General features: G+C 39.6%; 13 protein-coding genes. 4 read left to right on the top strand and 9 right to left on the bottom strand.

All coding sequences use genetic code 11. The features are described 5' to 3' along the window. Positions 1-61 precede the first annotated feature (61 nt). Positions 62-586 (bottom strand): cupin domain-containing protein, encoded by a 525-nt coding sequence (locus NON16_RS16540; RefSeq protein ID WP_257350530.1) that lies wholly within the window; start codon positions 584-586, stop codon positions 62-64. Positions 587-1,134: 548 nt separating this feature from the next. Between NON16_RS16540 and NON16_RS16545 the strand changes: the two genes are divergently transcribed. From NON16_RS16545 to NON16_RS16555, 3 genes are read left to right on the top strand one after another with little or no spacing between them, the layout of a single operon-like run. After that, positions 1,135-2,196: an ABC transporter substrate-binding protein gene (locus NON16_RS16545; RefSeq protein WP_257350531.1), complete on the top strand. Its 1,062-nt coding sequence runs from the start codon at positions 1,135-1,137 to the stop codon at positions 2,194-2,196. A gap of 24 nt (positions 2,197-2,220) precedes the next feature. Continuing rightward, the gene (locus tag NON16_RS16550) at positions 2,221-3,027 is read left to right on the top strand and encodes an ABC transporter ATP-binding protein (protein WP_257350532.1); all 807 of its coding nucleotides are present in this window, start codon (positions 2,221-2,223) and stop codon (positions 3,025-3,027) included. A gap of 37 nt (positions 3,028-3,064) precedes the next feature. Beyond that, positions 3,065-3,889, top strand: coding sequence for an ABC transporter permease (locus tag NON16_RS16555; RefSeq protein WP_257350533.1), 825 nt, complete (start codon positions 3,065-3,067; stop codon positions 3,887-3,889). Between the two features lie 47 nt (positions 3,890-3,936). Here the strand turns inward: NON16_RS16555 and glnA are convergent, their stop codons facing one another. The 8 genes from glnA to treP all read right to left on the bottom strand — a co-directional run bounded on the left by glnA (position 3,937) and on the right by treP (position 14,152). Then, positions 3,937-5,274 carry a type I glutamate--ammonia ligase gene (gene glnA / locus NON16_RS16560; RefSeq protein ID WP_257350534.1) on the bottom strand — a complete coding sequence of 446 codons (1,338 nt, stop codon included), beginning with the start codon at positions 5,272-5,274 and terminating at the stop codon, positions 3,937-3,939. A 44-nt stretch (positions 5,275-5,318) separates the two neighbouring features. After that, positions 5,319-5,708 carry a MerR family transcriptional regulator gene (locus NON16_RS16565; RefSeq protein WP_257350535.1) on the bottom strand — a complete coding sequence of 130 codons (390 nt, stop codon included), beginning with the start codon at positions 5,706-5,708 and terminating at the stop codon, positions 5,319-5,321. 130 nt (positions 5,709-5,838) lie between these two features. Then, positions 5,839-7,107 (bottom strand): methionine gamma-lyase family protein, encoded by a 1,269-nt coding sequence (locus NON16_RS16570; RefSeq protein ID WP_257350536.1) that lies wholly within the window; start codon positions 7,105-7,107, stop codon positions 5,839-5,841. Beyond that, a complete protein-coding gene (hflX, locus tag NON16_RS16575; RefSeq protein ID WP_372508830.1) occupies positions 7,104-8,381 on the bottom strand; it encodes a GTPase HflX in 1,278 nt (425 codons plus the stop codon). The genes NON16_RS16570 and hflX overlap by 4 nt, the downstream gene beginning before the upstream one ends. Positions 8,382-8,437: 56 nt before the next feature. Then, the gene (gene spoVK, locus NON16_RS16580) at positions 8,438-9,382 is read right to left on the bottom strand and encodes a stage V sporulation protein K (RefSeq protein WP_257350537.1); all 945 of its coding nucleotides are present in this window, start codon (positions 9,380-9,382) and stop codon (positions 8,438-8,440) included. Between the two features lie 384 nt (positions 9,383-9,766). After that, positions 9,767-10,486 carry a trehalose operon repressor gene (treR, locus tag NON16_RS16585; RefSeq protein WP_257350538.1) on the bottom strand — a complete coding sequence of 240 codons (720 nt, stop codon included), beginning with the start codon at positions 10,484-10,486 and terminating at the stop codon, positions 9,767-9,769. Positions 10,487-10,572: 86 nt separating this feature from the next. Then, a complete protein-coding gene (gene treC / locus NON16_RS16590; RefSeq protein ID WP_257350539.1) occupies positions 10,573-12,255 on the bottom strand; it encodes an alpha,alpha-phosphotrehalase in 1,683 nt (560 codons plus the stop codon). A 484-nt stretch (positions 12,256-12,739) separates the two neighbouring features. Beyond that, positions 12,740-14,152 (bottom strand): PTS system trehalose-specific EIIBC component, encoded by a 1,413-nt coding sequence (gene treP, locus NON16_RS16595; RefSeq protein WP_257350540.1) that lies wholly within the window; start codon positions 14,150-14,152, stop codon positions 12,740-12,742. A gap of 460 nt (positions 14,153-14,612) precedes the next feature. Between treP and NON16_RS16605 the strand changes: the two genes are divergently transcribed. Continuing rightward, complete coding sequence (locus tag NON16_RS16605) at positions 14,613-15,038, top strand: HTH domain-containing protein (RefSeq protein ID WP_257350541.1); 426 nt, start codon at positions 14,613-14,615, stop codon at positions 15,036-15,038. Positions 15,039-15,201 lie beyond the last annotated feature (163 nt).

Consider the following 15,201-nt stretch of genomic DNA (forward strand, 5'->3'; position numbering starts at 1 on the left):
TTTCCATACAGGATTTAGTACCCCTGTCCCCTGTATGGAAACTGTGTACGATTTAAGTGTTTTATTTCATTGCAGCTTCTCTTTCTTTCTTTCGTTCTAACCTTAGTTCTTCAAGTTCACTTCCCTCAGGATAGGTGGGCAGTTGAGGCTTGTTTGCTCCAAGCATGACTAACATGAGCGCTTCTTCATCACTATCATTTCTTACTCCACGATAAACCCCTGGAGGTGCACTGATACAGTCCCTTGTATCCAATGGGATCTCATACGTTTCATCTTCAACTCCAATAGTGGCAGTTATTTTCCCTTTAAGAACAAAAAAGACTTCTTCAACATCCACGTGAAGATGCGATGGTCCTTCTGAACCCGCTGGTAAAACCATAGTGCTAAGCGTAAAATGTTCGGCTTCAATAACTTTGGCATCATTGTTGGCAGTTGCACCTCTGCCAATGTATCTCATTTGTGCACGTCGATATTTTGGATCAACCTCTTCCTGAAAAGCTAGAACATTCCAATCTGGGCTACGGTCATTTAATCGAGCAACGTATTTTTTTTCAAATTCTTGAATCGAGAATGCTTTCTCAGACATAATAATTCCTCCTAATAAGTTTTTATGTTTTATATACAAAACCATGTTTCCTAACACAAATAAAGTATAGAATTATCTGAAAATATTGTCAATACATTTTCGAAAAAAATAAAAAACTGGATGATGAATCTATGGTTGTATTATTACAAGACATAAACTCTCAAATAAGATTCTAGATCCATAGTAATAGCAAATGTAACTTGAACCTATGTTCGTACTTTGCAGAAGGCTTATATGTAATTACATCAACTAAATCAATGGATTCGCCTATGACAAAATTTTCTGAATAATCATTGACAATAGGAAGACGTTTCCTTAAAATTAGTTTATAAATGAAAACGTTGTTTCATATATAAAACAACGACTTCTAAAAGGAGGGATTCATGTTTAAAGAAAGTTTTTAGAAAAACTATTGAAGCTAGTTATACTTAGGGGAAAAAGCCAAACATGCCAAAGAAATAACCAGATGTTAGTGAACTTAAAGAGTTGCGTAATCAGCGTATAAGAAAGAGGAATAATCATTAAAAACGAAAAATAGGGGGAGTTATATGTTTAAGAAAAATCTCATCGTAATTACTATCAGCACTATATTAGTAGTTTTAGCTGGTTGTAATGGAACAAAAAGTGAAACTGCTACTGGAACTAAGGATGATCAATTAACAACAATTACTTTTACAGAGCCTGCTCGCATTTTATCGTTAGCCCCTTTTTATGTAGCGATTGAACAAGGGTTCTTTAAGGAAGAGGGCATTGAAGCTAACATTTCTTCAGGAGGAGGGGGAGCCCAAGTAATTGCTTCGTTGTTATCAGGACAGGCTCAGTTTGCGATATCTGGCCCACGTAGCATGTTTGCAGCGATTGAAGCAGGCGAAGATTTAGTGGCCATACAATCCTTAAATTCAGCCTTAACATATGAGATTGCTTTATCAAACCAGTACCTAAAAGATAATAAACTCTCGGTTGACGCAGCGCTTAAAGATCGGATTGCTGCATTAAATGGTGCAACGATTGGCACCAACCTTGTGGGAGATTCCGGAGATATCTATACACGATATTTAATGAAACTTCATGGACAAGATCCTTCATCACTTAAAACAGTTAAATTAACAGGTGGAGGTCCTAAAATTGGCGGTATGAAGGAAAGTATTGTCGATGGCGGCATAAGTTCTCCTCCGTTTTCTTTACAAGTTCAAGAACAGGGGGTTGGGGATCTATGGATTAAATTAAGCGAAGAACCGATGTACGCGAATATGGTATGGGAAGTGGTTTTTGCTGACAAAGAATACTTAGAAAAGAATCAAGACCTGGCAGTGAAAGTAGTACGGGCAGTAGGAAAAGGAATCGAATTCACCCGAGATAATCCAAAAGAAGCGGCAGAGTCAATTGTGTCTTATTTTGATGGGGTTAATGTAAAGGTTTTAGAAAAATCCTTAATTGGACTGAAAGATACTTTTAAAGGGTATGGGGAGATGAACCAAGAGGCTTGGGACAATGCACAAGATCCGTTAGTGGAATATGCTGAAATGTCCGGAGTCAAAATGGAACATGATACGAAACCAGGTGGCATTTGGACGAACAAGTACATTGAAGAGGCCTTTTCAACAAAATAATCCACAAAGAAAAGGATGAATGAAATGAATGGAACACAACTAAAGAATAATGTTAAGTTATCCTCAAAATATTTAGATGTTACTTATATAAATAATAAAACAGGAACTGAAGTAATAGCACTGCAGAATATTAATTTAGATATAAAAGAGGGTGAATTTATCTGCATAGTGGGCCCAAGCGGATGTGGAAAAACCACGTTTTTAAATACTGTTGCGGGGCTCCTTAAGCCAAGTAGAGGTACAATTTCACTTGATAACCAAGAGGTGGATGGACCAGGAAAAGACAGAGCTATGGTTTTTCAAACCCCAAGTCTTTTTCCGTGGCGAACAGTAATGGCTAATGTATTGTATGGTATTGAAGTTCAAAAACGAGTCTCCAATGAGACAAAAAAAAAGGCCCAGGACTATATAAGTATGGTCGGTCTTAAAGGTTATGAACATCATTACCCTCATGAATTATCAGGAGGAATGCAACAAAGGGTAAATCTCGCTCGGGCTTTAACTGTGGATCCTTCCCTATTATTGTTAGATGAGCCGTTTTCGGCTTTAGATGCGCAAACAAGAGAATTTATGCAGGAAGAATTACTCCGAATTTGGAGTGAAACCAAAAAGACGAGTCTATTTATAACACACCAAATAGATGAAGCCATCTATTTAGCTGACCGAGTGTTTGTTTTTGGTGCAAGACCTGGACGAGTTGTAGATATTGTAGATATCAATATTCCTAGACCAAGGGATTTGAATATTAAACGTGACCCTAAGTTTTTACATCTTATTGATCATATATGGTCCATTATCGAAAAAGAATCGGCAAAGCAAGGTTTTCAATAGAAAGGAAGATTCATAAAACGTAGAAAGGAAAATGTCGATGCATAAAAATGAAGTTGTCCAGCTTTCATCCAACCTATCAAAAGGAAACCTTAAGAAAATAGGAAATAGAAACAGAGGGTTAATTCTTAGTATTTTATCTGTTGTTTTATTTATTGTCGTGTGGGAAGTAGTCTCTCGGAATGAATGGATTGACCCATTATTCATCAGTTCTCCCCTAGCAATTGCACAGGCAGCAGTAATCATGGTACAGGAACCCACATTTTGGCAGAACATGAGAGTAAGTGGATATGAGTTTGGTGTCGGATTTCTTTTAGCAATGGTCATAGGGATTCCAGTGGGTGTATTCTCTGGTTGGAATAAAACCTTTAATGCACTTGTAAATCCTTTTATATCTGGGTTATATGTAACACCTAAAGTAACGTTATTGCCTGTAATTATTATTGCTTTTGGGATTGGTCCAGGATCTAAAATTGTAATTGTTTTTTTAATGGCCTTCTTCCCAATTGTTATGAATGCTCAAAAGGCAATGCATACACTAGATCAGAATTTAATAAAAGCAGCACGTACTTTTACAGCTAATGAATTGCAAATTTTCAAAATGATTGCACTGCCATCAACAGTTCCTTTTTTATTGACTGGTATACGATTAGGTATAGGACAGGGGTTAATAGCTGTAGTAGTTGGTGAGTTGTTTGCTTCCTCTGCTGGTATTGGTTTCCAGTTAACAAATGACGGTCAAAATTTACAAACAGATCGAATGTTTGTAGGAGTGTTCGTCATCACTTTAACAGGAGTTATTCTCACTACATTGTTAGGAATAGTGGAAAAGCATTTCTCCTCATGGAAGCCTGAAAAAAATTAAAAAAACAAAAAACCCTTAACACCAATAAGTGTTAAGGGTTTTTTGTTTTAATAAAGCGACATATACTGTTCGCGTTCCCATGGATGCACTTGCGTCCGGAACATATCCCATTCAATTTCTTTCAATTCAATGAAGTGTTCGGTTGCATGTGCCCCAAGTGCAGTTGTAAGTGTTTCGTTCTTTCTGAAAATATCGAGGGCGTCTTTAAGTGTAGCAGGAAGATCCTGAATTCCAGCTTCTACACGTTCTTCTTTATCCATCACATAAATATTTCGATCAATCGGATCTGGAGCTTGAAGTTTATTCTTAATTCCGTCAAGACCTGCAGCAAGCATAACCGCCATAGCTAGATAAGGGTTCGCTGCTGGGTCTACACTACGAACCTCAATTCGAGTACTAATACCACGAGATGCAGGAATTCGAATCAGCGGGCTTCGGTTCTGCATAGACCACGCTACGTAGCAAGGCGCTTCATAACCCGGCACTAATCGCTTATATGAGTTCACCGTTGGGTTCGTAATCGCTGTGAATGACATAGCATGCTTTGCAATTCCGGCAAGGAACTGCATTGCCACTTCACTTAAGCCTGTCTCTGTACTAGGGTCATAGAACACATTTTCTTTCCCTTTAAAGAGTGACATGTTCGCATGCATACCAGATCCATTTACACCAAACAATGGCTTCGGCATGAACGTTGCATGAAGTCCATGTTTACGCGCAATTGTTTTGACAGCGAGCTTAAAGGTTTGTATATTATCGCATGTAGGAACGGCAGAAGCATATTTAAAGTCGATCTCATGCTGTCCAGGTGCAACCTCATGATGGGATGCCTCAATCTCAAAGCCCATATCTTCAAGCTCTAGTACAATATCACGACGACAGTTTTCACCAAGGTCTGTTGGTGCTAAATCAAAATAGCCGCCTTTATCGTTTAATTCAAGAGTCGGTTCACCATTTTCATCATTTTTCAATAAGAAGAATTCAGGCTCTGGTCCAATATTAAAGTCTGTAAATCCGAGATCTTCCATTTCCTTAAGCACTCGTTTAAGAATCCCTCTAGGATCCCCATCAAATGGTGTTTCATCTGGATTATAGATATCACAGATGAACCTAGCTACTTTCCCTTTTTCAGAAGTCCATGGGAAAACGACAAATGTGTCAAGGTCTGGAAAGAGATACATATCTGATTCCTCGATACGAACAAACCCTTCAATTGAAGAACCGTCAAACATCATTTTATTGTCCAACGCCTTATCCAATTGACTTACAGGAATTTCAACGTTTTTGATTATTCCAAGTAAATCCGTAAATTGAAGACGGATAAAACGTACATTCTCCTCTTTAATCAGCTTTAAAATGTCCTCTCTTGAATACTTCGAACTCATCACTTTTTTCCTCCTTGTTTTGTAAAGCATGCCTTATATTTGTTTTAATGAAAAAACCTAGCTAATTCACCTTGAATAAGTGAGGCTTTTCCGTGACGACCCGCCTGATAAAGTTCTCTTTTAAGGTGTTTGTGCAGGTCCCCTTCAGATGGTTCTGTACGCCGTGCGGAATGAGGTAGACTATAACCCTTTTCTTTCATTTCAAAGACTTCCCGAATTCCTGCAAGGTTTACGCCTCTTTCAAGCAGGGCTTTAATTTCAAGCAATCGGTCAACATCATTGAATGAGAACATTCTAGTATTCCCTTTCGAACGTGCCGGTGTTATCAGCTTATGTTCTTCATAATAACGAATTTGTCTGGCTGATAACTCTGTTAATTGCTTGACAATACCAATGGGAAACAACGGCATGTTTCTGCGAACTTGATCTCCCATTATGCATACCCCTCTCTTAATTACTTATTAACAGTATATGTGATGTTAGATAATTTGTCAATAAGATGTTAGATAATCTTACACAAATAAAAAAAGGGAGTGTGTGTTGCACTCCCTCTAGTTGATTCCCCTATTCCTTTTGATTTAAACCTGTCTGAATAATCTCCTGTACGGCTGATATCACGGCGAGCTTTATATGTGAATACGTAAGTCCGCCTTGGACATATACCTCATAAGGTTCACGTATCGGTCCATCTGCCGTTAACTCAATGCTCGCCCCTTGAATGAATGTTCCAGCAGCCATAATAACATCATCCTCATAACCTGGCATGTAGCTTGGATGGGGTACAGCATGTGAATTTACGGGAGACATACGTTGAATCGATTGACAAAAAAGGACCATTTTATCACGGTCTTTAAATGTAACTGATTGGACCAAATCAGTTCGGACACAATCCCAGCTAGGACTTGTTTCAAAACCAATCTCTTGAAGTAAAGCAGCTGTAAACACCGCACCCTTTAACGATTGACTTACTACGTGTGGTGCAAGAAAGAATCCCTGGTACATATCGAGTAATGTATCAAGAGATGCTCCAGCTTCCTTACCGATACCGGGAGAAGTGAGGCGATATGAGCACAACTCTACAAGTTCTTCACGACCTGCGATATAACCACCGATTTTAGCAAGTCCTCCACCAGGGTTTTTAATGAGTGATCCAGCAATTAAGTCCGCTCCAACATGTGTTGGTTCCAAAACTTCCACAAACTCACCGTAACAGTTATCAACAAAGACAATCACGTTAGGATTGATCTCTTTGACAAAACGGATCATTTCTTCTATTTCCGCAATTGTAAACGATTTTCGATCAGAGTATCCTTTGGAACGCTGAATGCCAATTAGTTTAGTCCGTTCATGTATATGGTTTTGTACGGCTGAAAAGTCAACCCGACCGTCCGGTTTAAGATCTACCGCGCGATATGATATTCCGAATTCCTTTAAAGAGCCTTTCCCGCTGCCCCTGATACCTACAATCTCTTCAAGAGTATCATAAGGTTTTCCAGTCATATATAGTAGCTCATCACCCGGTCTTAGAACACCAGAAAGAGCGATTGAGATTGCATGCGTTCCTGAAATGATATGAGGACGTACAAGTGCAGATTCCGCACCAAACACACTTGCGTACACACATTCAAGAACATCTCTACCAGTATCGTCATAACCATAACCCGTGGAAGGAGTGAAATGGAAATCACTCACTTGATGTTCGCGAAAAGCTTCGAGAACCTTCTTTTGGTTACTCTCTTCGATAGCGTCAATTTTTTGATGCATAGGTTGAATTCTTGTCTCAATTTGATTTACTAACTGCTTCATTTCTCTGTTACCATTATAATTCATCATTCAGAATCTTGTACTCCTCGTGTAGTCATTGACTCGATTTTATCGTAAATCGGTAGGGAGGCATGAACATATCCTTCACATTCATATACCTCTTCCGTATCATCCCACTGACGCTTCTGTAAAATAGTTAATGTTTGTAGCTGGCTTAATAATTTTCCATCTGCTGTGCCGACCTTGATGTTAAATGGAACCATCGTTGCTTTCACAGCTGATTCGATTGCAGCTAACAGCTCTATCCGGTCGCTGTTACGATGGGCAGAAACCTCAATTGCATCATATAATGGATATACCGATTCATGAGGTCGATCCTTTTTATTAAATACGGTTAAAACAGGAATCTCATTTGCACCAAGCTCTTTAAGGAGCCTAAGCACAGTTTCAATATGCTTGTCCCGGTTTGAATGAGAGACATCAACCATGTGGACGATCAAATCTGCTTCACTAACTTCCTCTAGTGTGGATCGGAAGGCTGCGACAAGACCTGTAGGTAAATCCTGAATAAATCCGACAGTATCAGTTACAAGAGTCATCATCCCACTCGGTAGCTTTAATTTTCTGGTCATCGGATCGAGCGTTGCAAAAAGTTGATCCTCTTGAAACGAATCTGCTTCTGTTAACTGATTGAACCAAGTCGATTTTCCTGCATTTGTATATCCAACAAGTGCAATCTGATGGACCTGGTTCAACTTTCTTCGCTCTCGGTAACGTTTTCGGTGAGAGGAGACATTTTTCAGTTGTGTCCGTATATCATTAATACGGTTACGAATATGTCTACGGTCTGTTTCGAGTTTCGTTTCACCTGGTCCTCGTGTACCTATTCCTCCACCGAGTCTGGAAAGCTGAATACCCTTCCCAGCAAGTCTTGGTAGTAAATATTCTAACTGAGCGAGTTCAACTTGAAGCTTACCTTCTTTAGAATTAGCTCGCTGTGCAAAGATATCGAGAATTAATTGCGTTCGATCAATTACCTTCACCTCAAGCGCATCAGTTAGGTTTCTCATTTGACTCGGGCTTAATTCGTGATTGACGACAACAAGATCGACCTCTATTTCGTCGATCAAGTTTCGGATTTCTTCCACTTTTCCTTTTCCAAATAAAGTAGCAGGATGTACCCGTTCCCGTTTCTGGGACACTTCCATAACCGGGTTGCCTTGTGCTGTTTCTGTCAGTGCCGCCAGTTCCTTCATCGACGATTCAAAAAGGGTGTCACTTCGGTCAGGTAGTTGACACCCCGCTAGTAATGTTCGTTCGTTAATTGGTTTATCGTTGGCCAAACTCTATTCCCCTACTTTCGGTCGTTCTGTACTGTCAGAATCCTGCTTACATCTTATCAAATTCGGGATTGTTCTGCTAGGTGAAGGTCCTTTTCGCTAATCGTCATTAAATAATCTTTGCCTTCTTTACCTTCTTTTAAAAGCCTCATCGATTGCTTTCTCATCGATTTTTCAAGCAAATTCCGTATATAGCGACCATTGGAAAAGGTCTGGTTCTCTTTAGCAAGTAATTGAAGAAGATGATTCCGTAATTTTCGTTCCGCATCATGCGCTAATTTGTATTCACGTTCTTTCGTCATGCGAATTGCGATTTCCATAAGTTGATCAACCGTGTAATCAGGGAACGTGACGACAACTGGAAAACGCGAAGGAAGGCCTGGGTTTAATGTCAGAAAGTGATCCATTTCATTCGAGTAACCAGCAAGGATTAATATGAAGTCATTTTGTTGATCTTCCATCGACTTTACAAGAGTATCAATTGCTTCTTTTCCGAAATCCTTTTCACCACCACGAGCAAGTGAATACGCTTCATCTACGAATAAAATTCCCCCAAGAGCCTTTTTAACAAGTTCTCTCGTTTTCTGAGCCGTATGGCCAATGTATTCACCAACTAAATCCGCTCTTTCAACTTCAATGATGTGTCCTTTTGAAAGAACGTTCATGTCATGAAAAAGTTTCCCAATCATTCTAGCTACCGTTGTTTTTCCTGTACCTGGATTTCCTTTGAACATCATATGCAAGACTTGCTTACCAGTTTTCAAGTTGACCGACTCTCTGCATTTGTTAATGTACAACCACGCATAGATTTCATTGACAAGATCCTTGAGCTCCTGCATACCTACGAGTGTGTCTAATTCCTTCTGAATATTCTTTAAAGGAACATGTTTTTCTTTTGTTTCTACATCAGTGAGCCAATCGTCCTTAGGTATAGATGAAGGTGCACTATGACCGAGAACGACATTGATCTGAGTTTTCGAATTACGACTAATCGTTTGTTGCAAGACCCCTCACCTCTCATTCGGATTCTTGTGTATTATACGTGGGCTCATAAAATGTGTGACAAATGCCTATACGTATAAGAAAAGCGCAAGCGCCCTGCTTAGCCACGAAGGTCACTGGAAGACCGACGAGGAGGCTGTTGCCGCCGCAGGAGGCCTGAAGTGATCCAAGTGGTTGGGCGCTGAAGCTGGACATTACATCTATGCAGCAAAATTTTATACTTTCTTAACGTGCAAAAAAAAGATGACCCTTAACTTTAATTAACGAGTCACCCTTAGCCTGTTATGAATGAGACCGTCTAGCANTATGCAGCAAAATTTTATACTTTCTTAACGTGCAAAAAAAAGATGACCCTTAACTTTAATTAACGAGTCACCCTTAGCCTGTTATGAATGAGACCGTCTAGCAAAGTCGACAAAACGAAACTTATCAAGTCGATGTCTAGATTCGGTATATTGAAAAAGACGAGCATCATCAAGATAGACAAAATTTTTCACAAGGACCGTATGATCATAATCACGAAGATCTAATCTTGTTTGGACCGCCTCGGTTGCTCTTTCAACCGTAATTTCCTTTTTCGCAAAACTGATCGGCAGCTGCAGGTCGTTTTCGAGGTAATCATATATTGAATGCTTGCAAATTTCTTTTGTCAGCGAAGGAACAACACTCTCTAGAAAGTAGTCCTGATCTAAAATAATTCGTTCCCCATCAATTTTCCGTGTCCGAACTACCTTCCATACTTTATCTTCAGTTGAAATGTTTAACTGTCGACAGAGAAAGGGATCTGGTTTCATCAACACGAGTTCATGAACGTATGTTGATACTTGTTTTCCGAGTTTTTGCGTTAGTTCTTTAAAACTGACAAGACCCGATACAGGAAAGTTGAATTTACCAACATCAAGGACGATTGATCCTTTTCCTTTCACCTTTTGGATAAAGCCATTTTGGGCAAGTAAATTAAGGGCCTTTCGAGCAGTTTCCCTTGAGGTATCATAGAGTTCTGTTAGCTCATGCTCTGAAGGCAACTTACTGTCAGGCAAATAAATTCCACTTTCGATCTTTTCTTGTAAATCATTATAGATTGTTATGAACTTGTTCTTTATCAAGGTAATCACCATTTATGAAAGAAGTTCAAATCGTAGAACTTCTTGTTTCTGATTTGTCCACTTCTGAACAGAGTATTTATAGTCTATCATTTCTTTTTCAAGTAATAAACAATGGATTCGTAAGGTCGTAGTTGTACCGTTTGATAATCCTCATCTGCATCATGATAATTGGTAATCAGGATCTCTGCCTCATAATCCGATACTTCAACAGAATCTGGCAAGTGGAATGTTACAGGTTCCTCATAAAAGTTATTTACGACTATGAGCTTCTCATCCTTCCCATTGCGGACATAAGCAAAGATTGAAGGATCATCCTCGAGAAGGAGTTCATAATCCCCTGTAGTTATGAGCTCATGCGTTTTTCTTAATTCTATTAACTTTTTATAATGGTAAAAAGTAGAGTTTGAATTGTCAACTGCTCGTTCCGCATTAATTTCTTTGTAATTTTCCGGAACAACAATCCACGGTTTCCCAGTTGTAAAACCAGCCTTTTCACGATCTGACCATTGCATCGGGGTTCTTGAGTTGTCCCTCGATTTCTGTTGTAGAATATCGATAATCTCCTCTTCCGATACACCGTTTTGTTGGAGAAAATTGTATGCATTGATTGATTCGACATCCCGATAGTCAGCAAGTTTATCAAAATTCGGATTAATCATTCCAATTTCTTCACCTTGATAAATGTACGGTGTCCCCTGCATCATATGGATCGTTGTCGCAAGCATTTTTGCTGACTCTACTCGAAATTCACCTTCATCTCCAAATCGAGATACGATCCTCGGTTGATCATGGTTACACCAGAACAGAGCATTCCATCCATTTCCTTTATTCATTTGGACCTGCCACCTCGAAAGGATCTCTTTCAATTTTGTAAAATCAAAATCAGACTTTGTCCATTTTTCACCGTTATCATAATCAACTTTTAAATGATGGAAGTTAAAGGTCATATCCAATTCGTTCCGTTCAGGATTCGTATATTTAATGCAGTGATCGACACTTGTGGATGACATTTCCCCAACAGTCATCACGTCATATTTCGAAAAAACATGTGTATTCATTTCATTGATGAATTCATGAATTCTTGGACCATCTGTGTAGTACTTACGACCATCACCTGGTGGTTCTGTGGACTTATCATCTGGGAACTGCTGATTCTTTGAAAGCAGATTAACGACATCAAGCCTGAACCCATCAACGCCTTTATCAAACCAGTACGTCATCATTTCATAAACATGATGTCTTAATTCTACGTTTTCCCAGTTCAGGTCCGCTTGGGTAACATCAAAAAGATGAAGATAATACTCTCCTGATTGTGTATCATATTGCCATGCGGACCCGCCAAATTTAGACTTCCAGTTGTTCGGTGGACCTTCCTTCGCTTCTTTCCATATATAAAAATCTCGATAATTGCTGTTGGGATCGTTGAGAGCTTCTTGAAACCAAGTATGCTCTGTGGAAGTATGATTGACGACAATATCCATGATGACCTTGATCCCACGCTCGTGAGATTCAGTCAATAATCGTTCAAAATCCTCCATTGTTCCATACTTTTCATGGATTTTATAATAGTCACTAATGTCGTACCCATTATCTCGTTGTGGGGAATCATAAATCGGGGTTAACCAAATGACATCTACCCCGAGCTTATTTAAATAATCAAGCTTTTGTATGATTCCTTCTAAGTCGCCAGTACCAGAACCCGTCGTATCATTGAAGCTCTTTGGATAAATTTGATATACGACTGATTTTCTCCACCAGGCCTGTGTCATAATTCCACTCCTTTAAATTCATGATGTTACTTCTTAGGGGCCTCAAACGCTATTAGTGCGTGTTCAAAAAGTAGACGAATCAGAAACAAGAAGTTCCAGGCACGACAGTTTTGAGGACCGGAACGACGAGCGGTACTTGCATATAAGCTACGAGTTGTACCGAGGAAGCAATCTTCAAAGGTAAGCTAGTAGACGCAGGTACATATGGAACTTCGACTAACTGCTTCACGTCCTGTGAAAACGTCGAAGTCAGCATAAGGAAAGCTACACTGAATAGTCATCGCAGACACAAAAATGGTTTTAGATTTTTGTGTTGATGTCCGTGTGCAAGTCCGGAAAAACCGAGTAACGTAGAAATTCGCCGTTTATCAGTTGGATACTTTTTGAACAACCTCTATAATGTGGTATTTATTTTTCATCTGAACAGTTACCCTTAAGATAAAAATGTTTGTTTACGTAAGGTATCCGTTGTAGATTGATTGATTTATTTGCCCTTTTTAATTTTGGCATAAAGGAATGTAGATACGAAAGGTACAACAATTACTACTGCCATACCGGTAAAGAACGCACCCCAGAACTCATCCTTGATAGATAGGAATCCTGGAACACCGCCGATACCGATTGAAAATGCCGTAACACTATTGAGCGCCAAAATTAATCCAGCAACCGCTGACCCGATCATCGCAAAAACAAATGGGTACTTAAAGCGGATGTTTACACCGAACATCGCTGGTTCGGTAATACCGAGATATGCAGATAAACCTGATGTACCTGCTAGACCTTTCAACTTGTCATCTTTAGTCGCAAACATCATCGCAAATGCAGATGAACCTTGAGCAATATTAGACAAGGCGAGCATTGGCCATAGGAATGTCCCACCTGTATTTGAAATCAATTGAAGGTCAACCGCAAGAAACGTGTGGTGCATACCGGTTATGACGAGTAAGGAATAAAAGCCTCCATAAATAATTCCACCGAGTGCGGCAAAGTTATCAAAAATCCCAACAAATGCATCGGTTACCACATTACCAATAGCAAACGTAATTGGACCAATTAAAATAAATGCTAAGAATCCTGTTACGAGTAATGTAATTGGTGCTACTAATAATAATTTAATCGAATCTGGAATCCGTTTATTTAAAAATTGTTCCAGTCTTGCTAATACATAAGACGCGACAAGAACAGGGAGTACCTGACCTTGGTAACCCACCTTTTCAATCGTTAATCCGAAAATATTCCATACAGGGATTTCTCCTTTTTTCAGAGCGTCCCCATATGCCCATGCGTTCAAAAGATCAGGGTGAACGAGCATTAACCCAAGAACGATCCCGAGCAGCGGACTTCCGCCGAATCGTTTCACGGCTGACCAACCTATTAACGCAGGTAGAAAGACGAATGCAGTATTCGCGATTAAATTAATAATACTGGCTAGGTCCCCCCATTCTTGATGAACTTCTACAATTGATTTTTCGTCATAAAAAATCCCTTGTCCGACAAGAACGTTATTCAATCCCATTAAAAGGCCAGCAGTCACAATAGCCGGTAAAATCGGAATAAAGATGTCTGCTAAAACTTTAACTGCTTTTTGCAATGGGTTTAGCTTTTCAGAAGCGGCCTGTTTCACATCTTCCTTAGAAGCTTCTCCAATACCCGTCTCTTCGACCATCTTCTTATATACTTCATCAACGGTTCCTTGGCCAATCACGACTTGGAATTGTCCATTGGCAGAAAAAGAGCCTTTCACGATATCAACGGACTCGAGTTTTTCCTTGTCTACTTTCCCCTCATCATGTAATGCAAGCCGCAGGCGTGTGACACAATGGGTTGCTGTATCAATGTTGTCACGACCACCGAGCGCCTCCACAATGGTTAACACTGTTTCTCGACTTATAGTCACGATTTACTCCCCCTTAACTAGAAAGCGTTTTCATTTATTTCTCCCTTTAAATTTACCGCTTCCAAATTTTCATTACTTGTATATACATGTTATAAAGTTAAGTATATTCCTGTATAAACAAGTTTGTCAAACAATAAAAAAAGACCCGCATTGGGTCATTTTGAACTGTATCCCGAATAATGGACACTTATAAAAAAAGTCCGTTATTCGGGATTTTTTGTGTTAACTTACACGGAAAACCCGTTATAATCAAAACAAATGGAGAGAACGGGGAATCAAGTATGAGTAAACGAATCTTTAACGAATTTCAACGTAGACAACTAGAGAATAATCCAAATGTCAGCCATGTTTCAGATCGCGCTATCGGTTATCAACCAGCATTCAAAGTAAAGGCTGTGAAGGAGAACCTGGAAGGAAANCCGTTATAATCAAAACAAATGGAGAGAACGGGGAATCAAGTATGAGTAAACGAATCTTTAACGAATTTCAACGTAGACAACTAGAGAATAATCCAAATGTCAGCCATGTTTCAGATCGCGCTATCGGTTATCAACCAGCATTCAAAGTAAAGGCTGTGAAGGAGAACCTGGAAGGAAAAGGTCCTAAAGCTATCTTCCTAGAAAGTGGATTTGACTTAGGGATGATTGGACTGGATAAACCAAACGAATGTCTTAAGCGCTGGAGACGAACGTATGAAAAGTATGGTGAAGAAGGTTTCCTTGAAGAGCGTCGCGGAAAAGGGAGTACTGGGCGTCCATCTTCGAAGGCACTGACAGCTGAACAAAAGCTCGAGAAAGCAGAAGCTCGAATCCAATTCCTACAGGCAGAGAATGACTTCTTAAAAAAGCTCGAAGAACTGGAGAGGCAGGCGAAGAAAAAGAAATAATTACGACATCTGTGAAGTTTGAACTCATTGAGGAAACCATACGGAAACATAACATAAAAGGAATGATCACTTATCTTTGCCAATTGGCATCTGTGAATCGGACAAGCTATTATGCATGGCTCAAAGCAGAGACGAAACGCCTGGACAGGGAACGGCAAGACGA

It is taken from the genome of Pseudalkalibacillus decolorationis (assembly GCF_024609785.1).
GTDB classification, from domain to species: domain Bacteria; phylum Bacillota; class Bacilli; order Bacillales; family Fictibacillaceae; genus Pseudalkalibacillus; species Pseudalkalibacillus decolorationis.